We start from the raw sequence: 17,428 nt of genomic DNA, 5'->3' as shown, positions 1-17,428 counted from the left end.
ACTGCTACCGCTTCTTGCTCAATCAACGATTGGCGAAGAAGACATCGCAATTCCAATTGGTGTTACAAATTGAGGATATTTCGGTTTAAATACTGTTTGATTTAAATAATTTGAAAATTCCTTTTCAAATTCAGATAGGTAAGAAGCGCCGCCGACTACATAGATAGGTTCCGTTGGATGTTTTCGTAAAACATTTGCGGTAATGTTCGCCATACGCTGAATAACTGGACGGCAAATAATGAAGTTCTCTCGGTCACGAGCAGGATCACGTTTAATCTTCTCTGCCTCTTCGATCGAAATTCGATTATTACCAGCAATCACTAAGGTCATGTGCGTTCCCCCAGTGGGCTCGTCTTCTACAATGATCGGCTGTCCATTTTCAAAAATACTAATGCCCGTTGTTCCGCCGCCAACATCTACCACAGCTCCTTCATCGACATTTAAAACTAATGCCGCCGCTGTTGGTTCATCAACTAGCTGATCAGCTAACATATTCGCACTTTCGATGACATTAGCCACCACCCGCTTATTGTTCCCAACCGTTCCCGGCGGAATCGCCCCCGATGCTGCTTTCAAGGCAAAACCTAGTGTTTCCTCGGCTTGTTCCCGCAAACGATTGACGATTTGAACAGACTTTTGGTAATCAACGACTAATCCATCGCGAATAACGTCTGCATATTCGAAGGCTCCAAAAACTGGTCGATTCTTCCCATCTAAAACAACCAACACAATAGAGGAAGTACCCAAATCGATCCCAACTTTATAGCCATCTTCAGGATCAAACTCCTGCGCTTGCTTCGTATTCACAAGTTCATGAAAAGAGGTTAATAATTGATTGGCTTTTTCGATTGATTCCATACTTCCTCCTTTGGATTATTCTTTAATAATCCGTCCTCGTGTATTTGGCTGAATATCTGCAGCATTTGCTTCATCTGTATCTACGTGCATTTCTAAAACAAAATTCTTTCCTGGCCGCAATTCAACATCATTGAAAATCGTTTTTCGCGATCCTTCAAAAATTTCGACTGAAACCACTTGGCCCTGCTTTAAGCCCATTCGTTCCATATCCTGATCATTCAAATGAATGTGGCGTTTTGCCACGATTGCCGCTGGAATAGTTACTTCTGCCGCCTCACTGCGCAACGTGATTTCAACCGCATCATCCAAATTTCCTGATAAGCGAATTGGTGGTTGAACTCCTAAATTTCGTGCATCTGTTTTAGAAATTTCAACCTGCGATCGTTTTCTCAATGGTCCCAAAATTCGAACTTTCCGAATTTCCCCCTTCGGCCCAACCAAAGTCACGGTTTGCTTTGCGGCAAATTCCCCCGGCTGTTTCAAAGGCTTCAAAGGCTCGAGTGTTTCATTAGGAAATAGAATAGTAAAGTGTTCTTCCGTTAAATGTATGTGTCGGTTAGAGATGCCAATTGGAAATGTTTCTGCTTGCATCTCCAATAACACTTCACGAACAATTTTTCTAATTTCCTCAATGCTGTAATTATTCATTGCCTACCTTAGGTACTAAAATGTCATCGACATCGCGATGCGGTCTTGGGATTACGTGAACGGAAACCACTTCCCCAACCTTTTCTGCAGCTGCACAGCCAGCATCTACTGCTGCTTTAACTGCTCCAACATCTCCGCGAACCATCACAGTAACTAAGCCAGAACCGATTTTCTCTGTTCCTACTAATGTTACATTCGCTGCCTTAACCATAGCATCGGCTGCTTCAACAGCACCAACTAGGCCTTTTGTTTCGATCATTCCTAATGCATCATTCATGTCTATTCCTCCTAAATTCGTCTATCATCCAACTAAACTAGTGAAAACTTTTTATCATTTACGATAAATGATTTCATCTTCTTCTGTAAATCTGTGCATCGTTGGACAGATATCACATTAACGTCTGTAATTACTTTTTCTTTTTCGAATCTGAAGCTTTTTTCGATCCTTTAGGTGGATTCTTTTTCTTCTTGGGTTGTTCTTTGATCGGTTCTTTTCTGATTAGTTTCTCTTCTACCGGATCTTTCTTAAGCGGTTCTTCTATTGGAGCTTTTTCTATTGGAACTTCTTTCACTGGTTCTTCTTTAATCGTCTCTGCAATTTCCACTTTTTCAATCGGTTGTGGTTTTTCCTCAACTGACTCGATCACTGCTTCTGGCTGTTCAATCGTCTCAGCAGGAACATCAATCTTCTCCTCTTCCTTTTTAAAGAAGAAGTCTTCTAAGTTGTTTGCTGGACGAGGGATAACCAGTGAAGAAAGATACACATTATTTTGGACCGCTTTGGCTTTACCAGCATCAACCGCTGCCTTAACCGCCCCAACATCTCCAGCCACTTTAACGGTCATCCAACCGAAACCTTTCGCTTTTTCAACACCCAAGAGTTCTACATTCGCCACCTTGACCATTGTATCTGATACTTCGATTGCACTAGCTAAGCCTGTTACTTCAACTAAGCCAATTGCTTGTTTCATGCTTTCACCTCCATTGGATCAATTGATTTGAATGGCACACCCTTTACTAAACGTGCCGCATTCCCACCAAAGTTTTTTAAAATCAATGGTGGACAAGTTACAACTCGTTGAATCGATTGATAAGGAGTTTCTGGTGCCAAATTTTTATAATGAAGAACGACTTCATTGTTTACATAGCCGATTCCAACATTTAACGATGAGGTATTTGCCGCAACATAAGCAGCCTCTGTCGCTGTTGAAAAATTCTTTTGTTCTAAGCTATAAGGGATTTTTTCTTCTTCCATACCATAGAGAACAAATTGAATATCCTCAGTCGATGACCTATTATCAAGATAAATCAAGACTACAGGACGAACATTTAGCTCAAGCTCCATCGAACCCCTCCCTCAAATATGAAAGAATCAATCCGGTTGCCACAGCATTTCGCGGTCCCTCAATTTGTCGAATGTTTCCGCGACCTGCGACCAATCCGTAATGAGAGAGTGCATTGGTTACAATCTGGGGTACTTCAAAATCTAAAGCCGATCCGCCGACAATGACTACAAATGGAATATCGCGAATACTTCCCGTTGGACTAACTCTTCGCAATGCTCGTAACGCATTCGTTACAAAGACTCGTTCTTTTGCTGTCTGCCGAACCAAGCGGATTTTTTCAATGGAATCATCGCCTGGAATCGGAACATAACCATCAGGTGTTACCACGACGACCTTAGCAAATAAGGACGGATCTAATGGTTGATCAAAGAATTGAACGGAGCCATCCTCATGACGAATGTAGAAAATATTTTCAACCTTTGCCAGAGGATATTTTTTGATATCCTCAGCTAGATAAACATCCTCTAAACCTAGTTCCGATTGAATCAACATCGTTACCATATCGCCGGCGCCAGCCAAATGAGTGGCTACGATTCTCTCATCTTTTTTAATAATAGAAGCGTCGGTCGACCCGGCACCTAAATCCAAAATGGCTAGTGGAGCTGATGTTCCTGGTGTCGTTAGTGCACCTAAAATTGCTGCCTCCGCCTCCGCGCCGCCGATCTCAACCTTGATCCCTAAATCCTGCTGGATCGCATCAGCGATTTTTGACATCTGCAAATGATCCGATTTGACCATTGAAGCGATCCCTACCGCCTGCTCCATCGAAAATTCCCCAGCTAATCCGCCTTTGACACTAATTGGAACAAAGGTATCGACAGCCAGCAGATCTTGAATAAAGATTTGATTCACTGGTCGATCGGTTAACTCAGCCATGGTTAAACGAACTTTCTCCAGCATGCCGCCAACATTCGTGCCCGGTTCACCAGTCACGTTATCGATCACTTCAAACGCTGATACAGTTTCCATGATTTTTTCAGCTCCAGCTGAAATCCCCACAGTATTTCGCCGATTTCCACCAGTAATTTCGATTTTTCCAGCAGGAATAGTCCGAGCTTTGACATCGCCTTTTGGTGTTTTTATGACAACTGCCGAACGATTTCCGATTAAGGCCCGGGCAACTGGGACGATATTTTTAGTTGCCTCTGAATCAAGATCAAAGACAGTGGCAATTCCATACGGATTTGACAATTGAGAAACACCCCGACCTGTCTCAGCCACCTCAACTGCTGCCAGCATATTGACAGGAACTTTATCGATATACGAAACTTCATCGACAATCGGTATTTTTTTATCCAAGCGATTGTTCACTAAAACGCCGTCATCAGATTGCATAATTGCAGCAGTAATCAGATAGCCACTTGCCACAAATTGATTAATTTGACGTGCTACATCATCAAAGTCAAAGGATTTTTCAATAATCAAAATGTAGGGCGTGTCACGCTTGCCGCTTTTTTCAAGTTCTTCAAAGCGAAGTGTTGTCCCAACCCCTAGTCCTAAACCACCTGGTGTTTTGGGATTATGACCGATCATGGTTGATTCTGTAATGATTGTTTCTGTGATTGTTTCCATCGCTACATCACCAATAACCGGTGTCGCCTCATTGATCCGAATCAAATCGATTTCTTCGATCTTTAAATGATTTTTAGCGCAAGCCTCATTGATCGCCTTATAGATACCAAATAAATTTTTCTTTGTTCCTTTTATTCCAGTCGTCTCCGCAATTGCTGATTCTAGGAATCGGACTTGTTGATGGTTATCAATTTCAACTAAAGCAACTTCAGTTGAGGAATTTCCAATGTCAATCCCAATTACACGTTTCATCACTCATTGCTCCTCTTCCTGAAATTCCGAACTAGAAATTAGTTATCACCTTTTAGTTTTTTCCGTTTTTCATAATGTTCTGCTGCTTCGCGAACATAAGCAGCACTGATTTTTGCACTGTATTGCGTTTCTAATTCGTTCGCAATATCTAACAATTCTTGTTTACTTGAACGGTAAGGTCGTAACGCATTATACATTTCCAATACGCGAGCATCAGGAACAGCCGTCAATTCAGACGCACGATCAAAGTTATTTGAGATCGTTTTTCTCCCTGCACTTGTAGCGATTTCGCCTTGTGCTTTTAAAATACGTGGGGTAATTTTCAAATCATCCGGCGTCAAAGAGCCATTCAAAACATTTTCCAATGTAATATCATCTAATGTTTTACCTGTTTTTGTTTTGATCCAATCAGGATGATTTTTTGCGATTGGATAATCAGCTACAGTTGCTGATCCAGAACTTACTGATGTTTCAGGTGCTGCACTTCCTGCACCGTTATTCATATCTTTTAAGATTCCTCGAACCAAACTTTCGATAGATTGCTCATTCATTCTAGTCACCTCACTATAAAGTTACAGAAATTTCTTCTGCTGGTTTTCCGATTACAACGTGTTTCGTTTCTTTAATATGAAGCAATGCTGACAATGCTTGATATTTTGGACGAGCCATTTGATCATTCATCATCGGTACCGGATTTGGCGATTCACCCTTAGCATACTTTGCAGCATTTTTCCCCATTGCCCGATAAGTTTCTAAAGTGATTAGCGGAGCTTGTGGGAAAAGCTCTAGATTTGATAACGGCTGCAAATCTTTTTGGTGAATGATGGACGTTCCCTTTGATTGAATTGCCACACAAACACCTGAACCAGATAATTTGTCACCTTCAACACCGGCAAAAGCCACATCCGAAGTACGATATACCTTAACAACCCGTGCTTTCAATCCTTCTTCTTCAATTCCGGCAATTACTTGCTTCAAAATTTCTTTGTGAGGGACACCAAGAATATTAGTTGTTTGTGATTCTGCAAATGCTGGTGCCACTGCAATAACTACTTCATCCTGAGAGTTTCCTGGTTGGGCAACACCGACAGATTTAAACCAATCGGATGATGCGGCAGGCTCTGTCTTTGCTTGTTTTTCAAACGCAACTGGTTGATCTCCTGTGTTCGCTTCCATTTCAGTTAGAACTTCTTTGATGATGGAGCGTAAAAGATTTTCATTTAGTTCTGTCATTTTTACTCCTCCTTAAATATCTTTCGGATTGATTGCTTTAGGGATTGCTTTTACTTTTTCCCATTCTGAACCGTCAAGTCGATATCCGGTTCCTGGTCCAGCATAATCATTCTTGTCATTGACAGCAGAGATTACATTCCAATCCGCATCAAATATTGAAGAAGTTTGTAAGAAATCTCCAGCTACACGTTGTTTCAATAGATTAAGCAAGCTGGTCGCTACATCTTCGAAGCCACTTTCTGATAATCCTTTTACCAGATCCAAACCAGTTGCACCTTGCGTTAATAATTCTTGCGCTGCTTTAATATCTTGAACCATGTCACGTTCCGGCATGTCTTGTGATCCGCGAGCATAGGTTGCTGCTTCCACTTCTTCATCCGTGATCGTTGGCAAGCCCAACTTGTCAAACAAGCCCTGCAACGCTCTTGCTGCTTTATTACGAACGGCAACCACGTCTTCTTCGCTAACTGGTCGTAATCCGCCATCCACTCTCAAGTCACGTTGAATGATATTGTAATCATCGAAATCATCTGCATCGAAGTTTGAACCTGCAAACATATTGTCATAGTTTGGTGTTGCAGAATAACCAGATGAAATGAAGTCTGTTCCTGGTAAGAACTGCATCAGCAAACGAGCGGTTCTACGAATATCCGAATGTGAGAAGGTTTGGTCATTTCCTGAAGCAACTTCTAAGTCAAGCAACATAGCAATTAAGTTTTCTGCTAAAATTGCACGAATTCCTGAAGGAACCGCTCCTGGAACACCAATACAACTAATTGAACCATTTTGTAGTCCTTGAACTCCGGCAGCTTTTGTTAAGAAAATACAGCGTGTTTCAAGATACAGCATTGATTTGCCTTCAGCATATCCCATCTGTACTTCTGAGCCTGTTCCAGAAGTAAAGCGCATTTTCAATCCGCGAGATGCGTAACAAGAGGCCAAGAAGCCTTTAGACCAAGGTGTATCGTCCCCATCGGTAAATACTTGTTCTGTACCATATACAGAGATTGTTTCAGCATAAGCAGTGAATCCGCGCATCCCTAAATCAAGCTCTGTTGCTTCTTCTAATGAACATTGAGTTAATACGCCTGGACGTCCAGTTTGTGAACCAACCATGATTGCCACTGCATTAAATGGTGCATAACGAGCTACGGCAACGGTTGTTTCCTGTTCATCAAATCCGCGCAACGCCCCTTCAGCCGCATCAGCAGCAATCTGAACTGGATTGTCTCGAACGTTGGTTACGTGAGATTGCGTCGTAGGACGACGACGGGCACGCATTTTTTGAACCGCCATCATCATTTCAACAACATTCATATAGCCGACAACTTCATTCAATTTCCCAGGTGTAGCTGCTGTGGTTAATTGAACGATTTCTTCACGAGAAATGTTTGGATCGACGATTTTATTCGCTAACTCTTTAGAAGGAATAGTCATTACTTCTTCCGCACGAGTCAAATCGATTCCATATTGCGCAATGTAAGAATCGATCAAGTCAAAATCCGCTTTGTCTTTTCCGTCAAGCTCAACAACTTCACCATTGACGATCTTGATACTTGGCTTAGGGTCGTTCGGGCTTTGCATTGCAATTAAACCTTCTTCTACCCATTCATCTACGAAACCATCTTGATTGACCGGTCTTTTTTCTAGTTCTTCAAATCGTTTTGATTTCATCTATTTTTCACTCCCACTCTTAAATGTATGATGGTTGATCATTTTTAGGCGTACTTCCCATTGTTCCCAATAATTGGCAACCGATGTCGCGTGCTGAAATAATTGCTTGACGTACAGCACCAGAATCGCCTGTAATTGTCATCGTTACCTCATTTGAGAAGCTTTGTCCATTTTGCGGTGTTGCGTAAGAAACTACGTCAACATTTGCAGATTTTAACGCCGTATCAGCCATAACAACACCAATTGCGGCAGGTGCACCCACTAAAATACCAAATGCTTTTCCAACTGGAGCGCCAAATACTTTATTGCATGCGTAACTAGCACGTGCCGTATATTGACACTCGATATGACCAGCTTCGTTTCCATATACATCACCAAATGTGCGGGTATCAACTTCTTTCAACGTAACTTCTACCGCACGCTTCACATCCGATACATCGTCGCCACCGAAGATCACGATCGATCCATGACCAGCTCCGCCTTTTGTATCTCGAGGCATTTCAATTAGGATTACTTCTGTATTTGTCGCTTTCACTGCTTCATCAGCAGCCATAATATGAGGTCCGGCACCAGTACGAGCACCAACAATTCCGATTGAACGATATTTTTTCTCTAATTTCATTGTTTCTAATAAAGATGAATCGACGTTAGCAATTACTAACCCAATTGTATCTCCAAACTCTGTTGCTCCTACAAATTCAGTTAACGCACATTGCTTTTCAATCATTTTTCGATCTCCTCCGTTAGTGTTTTTCATCTCATTTCCTGTTTCCATTTTTGCGAGCACGCGTTTCATGATCTCTTCGATCTTTTGATCAGTGTTTGCCATCAGCTATCCCACCCTTTCTATTCTGACTTAGGGAGCAAGCCTTCAACTTCAGTATGTGGACGTGGGATAACATAATTAGAAACAACTTCCCCTACCGCGTCAGCCGCAGAAACACCTGCATCAACAGCTGCTTTAACCGCACCTACATCTCCTCGTACCATCACAGTGACTAATCCAGAACCAATTTTTTCCGTTCCAACCAAGGAAACATTTGCAGCTTTTACCATTGCATCAGCTGCTTCGATAGCACCAATCAACCCCCTAGTTTCAATCATTCCTAGCGCTTCTTGTGGCATAAAACATTCCTCCTAATTATTTTGATAACACTTACATTTATAATGATAAACAAAAAAGATAGAACAAATTTGTCCTATCTTTTTGTCGGATTAATTCGAATGTTAAAATTTTGTTGCAGATTAGTGTCAAGACATTACTAAATAAGCCTTAATCAGTGGTCAATTAAGTTCAATAAATAGCAATATTTTGTCTTCTGCTGGTCAAAATAATGTTATTGGTATAAACAAGATTTAAAATAAAAATATGTTCTGGTAAAATGGTAGATGACTAGGAGGCGCTTACATGGAAAATATTAGTACATTGAATTCCCATAGTTCTTTGCAACTTTCCAAAACAATTCAGGATTTCGCACTTGCGGCAGATTTTGGTTCCGTCCTTGTTGATATACACGGAAAGGAGACTTCTGATCTTTATAATTTTTCTCCCTTTTGCCAGTTGATGCGCTCTAATCCAGAATTCAAATCCCTTTGTCAAAAATGCGATGCGTTTGGCGGTTTAGAGGCGTCAAAAAATGGTGATCCCTGTATCTATCGTTGTCATGCTGGTCTTACTGACATTTCATTACCTATCATCAGCAATAATCAATTAATTGGATTTGCTCTTTTCGGTCAGGTAGAGATTACTGATGATGACAAAAACCCATATACTCGTATCCATCCGATTGTCACCCATTGGGAAACTTCTCCTGAACTACGTCAAGCTAGAGGAAAAGTAAAAACAGTCAGTACTACTCAAATTGAATCCGCGGCTGCTTTACTCAAAACAATTGGCGACTACCACTTTAACGATTCTGATCCTCGTGAACAAATTAAATTTAACTTTCATCCAAGTAAAAAAGAAGCTAAAGATTCTATAATTTCGAAAAATGATGAAATCCGTAAAGCTATTTCATATATTGATACGAATTTAACAACAAATTTGACGCTCGAAGATGTTGCTAACCATGTTTATCTCAGCCAGTTTTATTTCAGTCGTTTATTCAAAAAAGAGATCGGTGTCAGTTTTATTACCTATTTGAATCAACAAAGAATTGAGCAGGCAAAAGTTCTTTTGACACAATCTAATTTAAGTATTAAGTCTATCTCACAAAATATCGGCTATTCACAAACTAGCTACTTCTGTAAAATATTCAAAGAACTTGTAGGTATGACACCTGTTAATTATCGGAAAATAAAATAAGGAATCTAAACAGTCGTGGTACGACTGTTTTTTTATATTGGAGCAATTAGTTCTACTGTAAGGAAATTCGTTTTAAAACTGAGCTTATTTTCATATACAGGTGAATCCATCCGCATCATTATCAATCATTTGTTCTAAATTAAGATTTCTCTTTTCTCTATAAAACCTGTGAGAAGTGGATCACGCAAAAAAGGTGAGGTATCTATGGAAGACACCTCACCAAATAAACATCAATTGACTATTTAAAGGTGAAATAATTCTCCCAATACAATTATCTCAGCAAAAGGACAGGTATCCTGACTTCGCTTCATCCTCCATCTCGCCTTCCCGAAAGTGGCCATTTGAGATTTTGTCTGCGTATACAGTAGAAAGGGTCTGTCAAGGATTCGCACCTTGTTCCCTATTCCAAATGCTCTTATTCAATTATTCACACACTCATGGTACCGCAGAATGTATTCGCTGTCAAAAATCTTTTGTTAATAAAAAGTTTTTTAAAGCAGAAACACCTTCTTGGTTAACAGTAGACAAAGAAAAAACTTTCTTCGCCCCCGCCAATCGTAATCGTTTTTCTGCTAAATCTAAATCTGCTTGATTATGATTCAAATCTGTTTTCGTAATGATTCCAATCATCGGTTTAGTAAAACGTGATGAAAAGCAAGGTGGAAAATAATTCTGACGATTCGTAATACTCTGAACAAGCGCGATGCAATCCGCACCAACCGCCGAACTGACTAACGCATTATAATAGAAACGATTTTCCAAAAACTCGCCTGGTGTATCAATCACATTATCTGTAAAGTATACTTGCTGCGTCTTATGATACTTGATCTCCCATTCATTCAAAAGCTGCATAAGGGTTGTTTTACCTGATCCAGTTTCTCCAATTAAAATGACTCGTTTCATCATTAAGTCCTAGTAATTTCTGCAACATCAAAATTCAAGATTGCTGCAAGTGAATTCGTCACTTGTTTTAAGGCAAATTCGACTGAGGATACTTCTCCGATAATCACGACAGCTCCACTAAAGCGATCCATAAAACCAATAGAGACATTTCCTGATTTCTTGGCAATATCTGCACCAATAATTGATGCCTCACTCGGTGTAATCGTCAAAATACCAATGGCGTCACCCGAATGCTCCAGTCCTAATTTTTCAAAAACTTCTTCATTAGCATGGGGGATCAAATGAGCAAGCGTGACCTGTTTCCCAGGGACATATTCTTGAATCGAACGCTCGATATTTCTCTTTTCACTCATAAAAAGTCACTCTCACTTTCATAAAAAGTTTAGCACAAAAAAATAGCATAGTTTTGTTCTAATACAACAAAATTATGCTTTCAGATTTCTTCATCGAAAATTTCCTTACCTGCCTAAAGTTTATTCTTTCGATACAAAAAGCCTTCACCATTTTTGGCAAAGGCTTCATTGGTTATTTACTTAAGCGCTCAACGTCACGAGCGATCATTACTTCTTCGTCAGTTGGAATCACGTATACTTTTACGCGAGAATTTTCAGTTGAAAGTTCCGCTTCTTTTCCATGAATGCTCTTATTGATTTCTTCGTCGATTTCAATACCGAACCAAGTCATATTTTCTAAAACCATACGGCGAACAGGGTCAGCATTTTCACCAACACCCGCAGTGAAAACAATAGCATCAACACCGTTCATTACTGAAATGTATTGAGCGATATATTTACGGATACGATCACAATAAATATCCAAAGCTAAAATAGCTTCTTCATTGCCTTCGTCAGCACCATTTTCGATGTCGCGCATATCACTTGAAATACCTGTTAACCCTAAAACACCTGATTTTTTGTTCAATACATCAATCATCTCGTTGATATCCTTGATTCCTGCTTTTTCCATTAGATATGGAAGCAATGAAGCATCAATGTCCCCAGCACGTGTTCCCATCGTCAGCCCTGCTAACGGCGTGAAGCCCATAGATGTATCAACTGATTTACCACCTTCAACAGCAGTAACAGAACCCCCATTACCAATGTGGGCAGTAATAATCTTCGTTTCTTCAATCGGTTTGCCAAGTAATTCAGCCGCACGTTCTGAAACATAGCGGTGACTAGTTCCGTGGAAACCATATTTACGAGCAGAATACTTATCATAATACTCTTTAGGAATACTATACAAATAGTTCGTTGCCGGCATTGTTGAATGGAAAGAAGTGTCAAAAACAGCCACACTTGTTACATTTGGCAAAATATGACGGAAAGCCTTGATTCCCATTGCATTTGCTGGATTGTGCAACGGTGCGAATTCACTTAGTTCTTCGATTTTTTCCAAGACCTCATCATCAATCAAAACAGAATCCTTAAAATATTCACCGCCAGCTACTACACGGTGACCGACACCAGTAATCTCATCAAATGATGTGATAATTTTTAGTTCGATTAATTGGTCTAATAGCATTTGAACCGCAACTTCATGATCTTTGATATCTAAAATTTGTTCAAATTTTTCTCCATCGCCATATTTGATGGTAAAGATTGAATCATTCAAGCCGATCCGTTCAACGATTCCTTTAGCGATTACTGATTCCTCAGGCATTTGATAAAGTTGCCATTTTAGACTTGAACTACCTGCATTGATTGCAATTGTTTTTGACATTTTAACTCTCCTTTATAATTGAAATGCTTTTAGCTCCTACGAGCAGTTTATAAATTAGAAGACTTCCAGTCCTCGAATTTTTTGAAGAACTCGGTTACTTGTTTTGGATCTTTTAATGATGGGAGATGAACGAGCAATACTTTTTCTGCTTGTTCAGCCGTTTCACCTTTTTTCTGTAACAGTAGAATACTCTTCCGTGAATGCTCAGACTTAAATAATTCATCTGGTAATTGGATGATTCCTTGCAATAGCACTTCATCTTTTAACCATTTTTGCAGTAACGGGCCCTGTTCAGTTTCTAAAAAATTACTTGGTACTAAGAAAAGACCAAAACCCTCAGGCTTCACATAATTCATGGCTTGCTCCATCAATAAATGATGAGCATAGCTGTGTTCTTTTTCAGAATGAGTCGCAAACTTCTCCGCTTGCTGATCATTTGGATAATAACCTACGGGAAGATCACCGATCACATAATCAACTGGATCGACTAACAAGTCCTGTAAACTATCTTGATGGAATAATTTGATTTCTTCCTTCATCAATAAGCTATTTGAAGCTGCAATAGCAAGAAGTGTCTCATCATTATCCACACCGATTCCCTTAACTGAATAATCTGCTGCCTGTAAATTGATCAACACCGTCAGTAATAGATTTCCCATACCAACAGTAATATCTAAAATTTCTAATGGTTGATTCTTTTTTAACGTTAATTGTTCAATTAGAAAAACAAATAAAAAGCCAATACTATCTGGCGTCAATTGATGGTTTGGCTGTAAGCTTTCCGTTTTTGAACCCTTAAGCAAAATCAATTGCGTTAATTTACGCCAATCTTCTTGCTCAAGCTCTAATCCTATTAATTTTTGATACAATGCTTCTACTTTTGTGACAGTATCAGCATCAGGTTGTTGATCAAGCACGCGTACTTTTGCATTGTCAACTAAGTTCTCCGTATTTTCGATGTAAGCGTCAAAAAAAGAAGTTCCTAGTGAATGCTGCAATGCGATGATCGCTTCTTCCATCAAAGAAAAAGCTGTTTCAATTTTTTCTGGATTCATCTTGCACCTCACAAACTAATATAACACTCACGATACCTGTTCTATTTTAGCGGACATATTGTAATTAATCAATCGCTTTCTTTCTTTTATTATTGATTTTCTAATTCAACCTAATGTATCTTTTACAAGATATTCCCCCTCATCAACGGGATACCACGAACTATATCAGTCAGATGAATTAGATGTGCTAATTTTTTCACAAAATTGATATGTTTTCTTTTTAATTTTCACATCGATTTTCACATAATCTTCCTCAGTTTCGTATGACAGTCCCCCCTTGTTGAACTCCCACACACCCTCTTTTTCTTTTAATTTCGGGTAGTCGGCTAAAAATAGTTCTTTTGCAATTTTAGCCTGATATAAGTGTTCAGTACGCTCCACCAGATCAGCTGTTTGATGATAACTTGTTGTTAAATTTAGCAGCAAAAAACTGAATAAAAAAATAGCCAATAAGACGGACAACAGCGCTCCGCCTTGGCTATTTAAAGATCCATGTTCCTTCTTTCTTCTTTCCATCAACGAAGGTAACGATGAAATCCACACCATGATTATTTTCTTTACACACAAATTGATTCACTCCTGTCAATAATGGTTGAAAACCATTGGATTGGCTTTTTACAATCCGCTGCTTATTTTTCTTAATTGTTACAGCAACTATTTCCCCTTCCGCGTTTTCCACTTCTCCATTAATTTCATGTGTTGTACTAGACAAATAGTTAACTTCCTCCAACTCATTGTCTAATTGAAGCAAAAACACTTCCCATTCCAATTGATGGTAACCGCTGATGGCTTGTTCCATTTTATTCGCATGTTTAACCAAACCAGACAACAACAATAAAATACCACTAAGCATCAAAAGTGCCACTAAACTTTCTAACAAGGTGAAGCCGCTACTTTTTGACAATCACGATTCCTCCTTGCTGGTGTATAGCTATTCCCTTTTCCACAGAAATCTCCATTTGTGAACTCTGCATTTCCAGAAAGTGCAAACGGCATCGTCTTGTCTCAGTGTATAAATCACGATAATTTTCAAGAGTAGCTAACCGTTGGCGACTTTCTTTTTGCATTTGTACGGTAACACCGACATAACTGGCTACGATAATTAATAAGATGGTTAAACTGACCAAGCTCTCTAATAGGATATATCCTTTATTTCCTTTCAAAACGACCACTCCCCATCTGAAACTGATAGGTAATAACTTTTCCTTCATCAGTAAAAACGACCTTTGGAATATTTCCATTCCCAGGCTGATCAGTAGAAACATTACCGCTGCCAGCTTTAAAATAAATCGAATACCTGCTGCCTAATTTAATTGATTTTGGAACGGGCAATATTCTCCATGATAATTCGGTATGATTGGTATAGAAATCAATTAATTGGGAACTGCTATTAAGACTAATTCGAGTTCTTTGATGATCTGCAATAGCCACTTGCTGCAAGTGCAAAGTAGATTTTTCAAATTGATAATAGAAAAAGTTTTTTTCCAATTGATGCTGCCAGCTTTTGATAGCAATCGTCGGCAACAATACAAAAGCACAAACCAAAGCTAAAACAATCAACGTCTCGATTAAGGTGAAGCCGCTAAATTTATTTCTTTTGTACATATTTATTATACTGGTCTTCACTAACATAACCTTTACTGACTAATTCACCTTCCTCTGGCTTACGTCCATAATCCAGTTCAAAGACTTCAATTTGTGTCTCAACAACTTTGACAATAGCAGCATCGCTTTTATTGGTTGCGCTTTCTTTTTGACTCATTAGTTTGGGTACAAATAACAGCAACAGCAGACTAATAATAAATAAAACAACTAACATTTCCAACAAAGTAAAACCTGAAAGCTTCTTCTTCACAGTATCCCCTCCAAATTTGTTAAAGGCAGCAGCATTGTTAAATACAAGCTGACAATCAAAAGTGCAACAATTAGAAAGACAAGCGGCTGCAACCATGAAACCAAAAATTCTAATTGATTAAAAAAACGACGCCAAACTAATTGACTATAAGTTAATAGCTCCTTTGCTAAATTTCCGCGAGCCTCTCCCTGAAACACAATTCGACTGAATTCTTTAGTCAAAAAAGGATAACGTCCTAATTCTGCTGCTAAAGTATTGCCTTGTGCTAAACGGATTTTTAAATCAGCAGCAAGCTCTTGCATCAATGATTTTCCATCAATTACCAACAAACATTCAATAATCTGATTCAGTTCTAAACCTTGTTGAAAAAGCTTGCCCCATTCCAATGCGAAATAAGCTGAATAGTAATTGCTGAACAATGTTCCTACAAGTGGAATTTTCGCCAAGAAACGAAAGCGAACTATATAATTATGCCGCTTTCCCCAATTCCTCCAGCTGACCATCAGTAAGAGCAAAAAAAGAATTATTCCTAATCCAATCATAGGAACTGCTTTTATTAACTGTACAGAAAAGTCTTCTGCACGGATCATTCCGCTGGTCAATAGCTGGGGAAGTAAGAAAAAACGCATACCTAAAAGAATTACGATTAAGAAAACGAGTAAAAGCAGCGGATAGGATACAGCTTTTAGAAAATTTTCTCGCTGACGTTGAACTAAGCGCATTTGTTCAGCGATTCCTAATAGCGTTTGGGCCAAATCCCCATGAGTCTCCGCTAATTCGATTTGTAAGAGCTGGTCATTCGAATACCGCAGTTGGGTAAAGCTTAGTGCCAAACTTTTTCCCTGATGTAAATCTTGTTGAACGGCTTCCAAAATAGACGGTGCAAAAAGATTGGCATTGATAAAAAAAGCAAACGCCTGCTGCAAACTAAAACCATTTTGCAAGAGATCTCCTAATAGATGAACAAAATCAACTCGTTGTTTTCTCGTCATTTGCTTTTTGCGCCACACGATTTAACCCTTCTTTCCAAGTAAAATGTACTTCCTCTTTATAAAATCGATAACTAGTCAATAACCCTACCGTTTCATTTACTGACAACAGTTCCTGATAAACAATTCCCTGTAAACATTCTTTGAGCAGTGTGGCTTCCCCACCCAGTTCAAAAATCCTCGCATGGGCAGACTCTAGGCTGGCCGCATGGATTGTTGCATACACACAATGACCAGTCAGAGCAGCTCTGATCGCTCCTTGAATCGTTTTCGTATCACGAATCTCCCCGATTATTAAAACATCGGGATGATGTCGTAAAGACAGCTTAATCAGTTCATCGTAACTCTGATAAATTTTTTCGTTTACTTGCAACTGCAAGAAATCTGCTTCTTCAATCTCTACAGGATCTTCAATCGTGATCACTTGACCATCCATCTCTCGTGCCAATTTATACATTAAGGTTGTTTTCCCTGAACCTACGGGACCACAAAATAGGTATAAACCACGTTTTTTTGTGTGTTGCTGGAGAATTTCAATTTGCTCTGGTAAATGATATACTTCGGGACTGCGACCAAATTGATGCAGAAAACGAATAACTAAACTTTCTTGTTGTAAATAATTTCCAACAGTCGAAAGACGTAACCGTTGTTCACTATGAGGCAAGGGGTAGGAGATCGCACCAAGCTGAGCTTTTCGTTTTTCACTGACATCCATTTGACCCAAATATTTGAAACGATTGATCAACTGCAGGGCAGAAACCACACACATTTCATTATTAACATAGGATAGAGTCGAGTTTTTATGTTCATAGAAGGGACCTCTCCGAAAAAAGTAGCGGTACTTTTCACCTTGAGGTAATAAATATAAATCCTGCATTTGATGATCGAAACCATATTGGATCAATTCGTCTGAAAACTGTTCAATCTCCATTCCTTTCACCTCGAAAATAATATACGCAGAACATTTTCAATTCTTCAAAAAAAAGAAGATAAACCAAAAAAAGTTCATCTTCTTG

The 17,428-nt window shown here is 39.3% G+C and carries 23 protein-coding genes and 1 riboswitch; of the genes, 1 reads left to right on the top strand and 22 read right to left on the bottom strand.

Translation table 11 applies throughout. The features are described 5' to 3' along the window. Window positions 1–18: 18 nt before the first annotated feature. From eutJ to OMU_RS18840, 11 genes are all read right to left on the bottom strand, one after another. On the bottom strand, window positions 19–858 hold the full coding sequence (gene eutJ / locus OMU_RS18890) for an ethanolamine utilization protein EutJ (protein ID WP_016181464.1): 840 nt from the start codon (window positions 856–858) through the stop codon (window positions 19–21). A gap of 15 nt (window positions 859–873) precedes the next feature. Continuing rightward, window positions 874–1,506: a phosphate propanoyltransferase gene (locus OMU_RS18885; RefSeq protein WP_016181463.1), complete on the bottom strand. Its 633-nt coding sequence runs from the start codon at window positions 1,504–1,506 to the stop codon at window positions 874–876. Next, window positions 1,499–1,783 (bottom strand): BMC domain-containing protein, encoded by a 285-nt coding sequence (locus tag OMU_RS18880; protein ID WP_016181462.1) that lies wholly within the window; start codon window positions 1,781–1,783, stop codon window positions 1,499–1,501. Before OMU_RS18880 ends, OMU_RS18885 begins: the two co-directional genes overlap by 8 nt. Window positions 1,784–1,913: 130 nt before the next feature. Continuing rightward, window positions 1,914–2,477: a BMC domain-containing protein gene (locus tag OMU_RS23975; RefSeq protein ID WP_016181461.1), complete on the bottom strand. Its 564-nt coding sequence runs from the start codon at window positions 2,475–2,477 to the stop codon at window positions 1,914–1,916. Further along, window positions 2,474–2,851, bottom strand: a complete 378-nt coding sequence (locus OMU_RS18870; RefSeq protein ID WP_016181460.1) for a glycerol dehydratase reactivase beta/small subunit family protein — start codon at window positions 2,849–2,851, stop codon at window positions 2,474–2,476. Before OMU_RS18870 ends, OMU_RS23975 begins: the two co-directional genes overlap by 4 nt. Next, a complete protein-coding gene (locus tag OMU_RS18865) occupies window positions 2,841–4,676 on the bottom strand; it encodes a diol dehydratase reactivase subunit alpha (RefSeq protein ID WP_016181459.1) in 1,836 nt (611 codons plus the stop codon). Before OMU_RS18865 ends, OMU_RS18870 begins: the two co-directional genes overlap by 11 nt. A 38-nt stretch (window positions 4,677–4,714) precedes the next feature. Next, window positions 4,715–5,227 carry a diol dehydratase small subunit gene (locus OMU_RS18860; protein WP_016181458.1) on the bottom strand — a complete coding sequence of 171 codons (513 nt, stop codon included), beginning with the start codon at window positions 5,225–5,227 and terminating at the stop codon, window positions 4,715–4,717. 13 nt (window positions 5,228–5,240) lie between these two features. Next, window positions 5,241–5,909 (bottom strand): propanediol/glycerol family dehydratase medium subunit, encoded by a 669-nt coding sequence (locus OMU_RS18855; RefSeq protein WP_016181457.1) that lies wholly within the window; start codon window positions 5,907–5,909, stop codon window positions 5,241–5,243. 12 nt (window positions 5,910–5,921) lie between these two features. After that, entirely contained in the window at window positions 5,922–7,583 is a 1,662-nt protein-coding gene (locus OMU_RS18850) for a propanediol/glycerol family dehydratase large subunit (protein ID WP_016181456.1), read from the bottom strand. Window positions 7,584–7,602: 19 nt separating this feature from the next. Continuing rightward, a complete protein-coding gene (pduB, locus tag OMU_RS18845; RefSeq protein WP_016181455.1) occupies window positions 7,603–8,412 on the bottom strand; it encodes a propanediol utilization microcompartment protein PduB in 810 nt (269 codons plus the stop codon). A 17-nt stretch (window positions 8,413–8,429) separates the two neighbouring features. Beyond that, complete coding sequence (locus tag OMU_RS18840; protein ID WP_016181454.1) at window positions 8,430–8,708, bottom strand: BMC domain-containing protein; 279 nt, start codon at window positions 8,706–8,708, stop codon at window positions 8,430–8,432. 283 nt (window positions 8,709–8,991) lie between these two features. Here OMU_RS18840 and OMU_RS18835 point away from each other — a divergent pair, with 283 nt between their 5' ends. Continuing rightward, a complete protein-coding gene (locus tag OMU_RS18835) occupies window positions 8,992–9,888 on the top strand; it encodes a PocR ligand-binding domain-containing protein (protein WP_016181453.1) in 897 nt (298 codons plus the stop codon). 269 nt (window positions 9,889–10,157) lie between these two features. Then, a riboswitch (cobalamin riboswitch) is annotated at window positions 10,158–10,334 on the bottom strand. 16 nt (window positions 10,335–10,350) lie between these two features. Here OMU_RS18835 and OMU_RS18830 read toward each other — a convergent pair. The 11 genes from OMU_RS18830 to comGA form a co-directional block, all read right to left on the bottom strand. Continuing rightward, on the bottom strand, window positions 10,351–10,791 hold the full coding sequence (locus tag OMU_RS18830; protein WP_016181452.1) for a EutP/PduV family microcompartment system protein: 441 nt from the start codon (window positions 10,789–10,791) through the stop codon (window positions 10,351–10,353). Window positions 10,792–10,793: 2 nt separating this feature from the next. Then, window positions 10,794–11,144: a BMC domain-containing protein gene (locus OMU_RS18825; RefSeq protein WP_016181451.1), complete on the bottom strand. Its 351-nt coding sequence runs from the start codon at window positions 11,142–11,144 to the stop codon at window positions 10,794–10,796. A gap of 172 nt (window positions 11,145–11,316) precedes the next feature. Further along, entirely contained in the window at window positions 11,317–12,513 is a 1,197-nt protein-coding gene (locus OMU_RS18820) for an acetate kinase (RefSeq protein ID WP_016181450.1), read from the bottom strand. A gap of 47 nt (window positions 12,514–12,560) precedes the next feature. After that, the gene (locus OMU_RS18815; protein WP_016181449.1) at window positions 12,561–13,568 is read right to left on the bottom strand and encodes a class I SAM-dependent methyltransferase; all 1,008 of its coding nucleotides are present in this window, start codon (window positions 13,566–13,568) and stop codon (window positions 12,561–12,563) included. A gap of 165 nt (window positions 13,569–13,733) precedes the next feature. Beyond that, window positions 13,734–14,084, bottom strand: a complete 351-nt coding sequence (gene comGG / locus OMU_RS18810; RefSeq protein WP_227132327.1) for a competence type IV pilus minor pilin ComGG — start codon at window positions 14,082–14,084, stop codon at window positions 13,734–13,736. Then, window positions 14,047–14,472: a competence type IV pilus minor pilin ComGF gene (gene comGF, locus OMU_RS18805; RefSeq protein ID WP_016181447.1), complete on the bottom strand. Its 426-nt coding sequence runs from the start codon at window positions 14,470–14,472 to the stop codon at window positions 14,047–14,049. Before comGF ends, comGG begins: the two co-directional genes overlap by 38 nt. After that, on the bottom strand, window positions 14,459–14,740 hold the full coding sequence (gene comGE / locus OMU_RS18800; protein ID WP_227132329.1) for a competence type IV pilus minor pilin ComGE: 282 nt from the start codon (window positions 14,738–14,740) through the stop codon (window positions 14,459–14,461). Before comGE ends, comGF begins: the two co-directional genes overlap by 14 nt. Then, window positions 14,718–15,173 carry a competence type IV pilus minor pilin ComGD gene (gene comGD / locus OMU_RS18795; protein ID WP_016181445.1) on the bottom strand — a complete coding sequence of 152 codons (456 nt, stop codon included), beginning with the start codon at window positions 15,171–15,173 and terminating at the stop codon, window positions 14,718–14,720. The genes comGE and comGD overlap by 23 nt, the downstream gene beginning before the upstream one ends. After that, window positions 15,157–15,423, bottom strand: coding sequence for a competence type IV pilus major pilin ComGC (comGC, locus tag OMU_RS18790; protein ID WP_016181444.1), 267 nt, complete (start codon window positions 15,421–15,423; stop codon window positions 15,157–15,159). Before comGC ends, comGD begins: the two co-directional genes overlap by 17 nt. Continuing rightward, window positions 15,420–16,433 (bottom strand): competence type IV pilus assembly protein ComGB, encoded by a 1,014-nt coding sequence (comGB, locus tag OMU_RS18785; RefSeq protein ID WP_016181443.1) that lies wholly within the window; start codon window positions 16,431–16,433, stop codon window positions 15,420–15,422. Before comGB ends, comGC begins: the two co-directional genes overlap by 4 nt. Beyond that, a complete protein-coding gene (comGA, locus tag OMU_RS18780) occupies window positions 16,393–17,343 on the bottom strand; it encodes a competence type IV pilus ATPase ComGA (RefSeq protein ID WP_016181442.1) in 951 nt (316 codons plus the stop codon). The genes comGB and comGA overlap by 41 nt, the downstream gene beginning before the upstream one ends. Window positions 17,344–17,428: the final 85 nt, after the last annotated feature.

Source organism: Enterococcus avium ATCC 14025, assembly GCF_000406965.1.
In the GTDB taxonomy this organism is placed as follows: Bacteria; Bacillota; Bacilli; order Lactobacillales; family Enterococcaceae; genus Enterococcus_A; species Enterococcus_A avium.
Note: the sequence above shows the minus strand (reverse complement) of the source record. Positions and strands in the feature narration are given on the sequence as shown.

Bases quoted from the DNA above. Each gene is read 5' to 3' on its own strand.
- eutJ (WP_016181464.1), bottom strand. From the start codon at position 858: ATGGAATCAATCGAAAAAGCCAATCAATTATTAACCTCTTTTCATGAA.
- OMU_RS18885 (WP_016181463.1), bottom strand. From the start codon at position 1,506: ATGAATAATTACAGCATTGAGGAAATTAGAAAAATTGTTCGTGAAGTG.
- OMU_RS18880 (WP_016181462.1), bottom strand. From the start codon at position 1,783: ATGAATGATGCATTAGGAATGATCGAAACAAAAGGCCTAGTTGGTGCT.
- OMU_RS23975 (WP_016181461.1), bottom strand. From the start codon at position 2,477: ATGAAACAAGCAATTGGCTTAGTTGAAGTAACAGGCTTAGCTAGTGCA.
- OMU_RS18870 (WP_016181460.1), bottom strand. From the start codon at position 2,851: ATGGAGCTTGAGCTAAATGTTCGTCCTGTAGTCTTGATTTATCTTGAT.
- OMU_RS18865 (WP_016181459.1), bottom strand. From the start codon at position 4,676: ATGAAACGTGTAATTGGGATTGACATTGGAAATTCCTCAACTGAAGTT.
- OMU_RS18860 (WP_016181458.1), bottom strand. From the start codon at position 5,227: ATGAATGAGCAATCTATCGAAAGTTTGGTTCGAGGAATCTTAAAAGAT.
- OMU_RS18855 (WP_016181457.1), bottom strand. From the start codon at position 5,909: ATGACAGAACTAAATGAAAATCTTTTACGCTCCATCATCAAAGAAGTT.
- OMU_RS18850 (WP_016181456.1), bottom strand. From the start codon at position 7,583: ATGAAATCAAAACGATTTGAAGAACTAGAAAAAAGACCGGTCAATCAA.
- pduB (WP_016181455.1), bottom strand. From the start codon at position 8,412: ATGGCAAACACTGATCAAAAGATCGAAGAGATCATGAAACGCGTGCTC.
- OMU_RS18840 (WP_016181454.1), bottom strand. From the start codon at position 8,708: ATGCCACAAGAAGCGCTAGGAATGATTGAAACTAGGGGGTTGATTGGT.
- OMU_RS18835 (WP_016181453.1), top strand. From the start codon at position 8,992: ATGGAAAATATTAGTACATTGAATTCCCATAGTTCTTTGCAACTTTCC.
- OMU_RS18830 (WP_016181452.1), bottom strand. From the start codon at position 10,791: ATGAAACGAGTCATTTTAATTGGAGAAACTGGATCAGGTAAAACAACC.
- OMU_RS18825 (WP_016181451.1), bottom strand. From the start codon at position 11,144: ATGAGTGAAAAGAGAAATATCGAGCGTTCGATTCAAGAATATGTCCCT.
- OMU_RS18820 (WP_016181450.1), bottom strand. From the start codon at position 12,513: ATGTCAAAAACAATTGCAATCAATGCAGGTAGTTCAAGTCTAAAATGG.
- OMU_RS18815 (WP_016181449.1), bottom strand. From the start codon at position 13,568: ATGAATCCAGAAAAAATTGAAACAGCTTTTTCTTTGATGGAAGAAGCG.
- comGG (WP_227132327.1), bottom strand. From the start codon at position 14,084: ATGGAAAGAAGAAAGAAGGAACATGGATCTTTAAATAGCCAAGGCGGA.
- comGD (WP_016181445.1), bottom strand. From the start codon at position 15,173: ATGTACAAAAGAAATAAATTTAGCGGCTTCACCTTAATCGAGACGTTG.
- comGA (WP_016181442.1), bottom strand. From the start codon at position 17,343: ATGGAGATTGAACAGTTTTCAGACGAATTGATCCAATATGGTTTCGAT.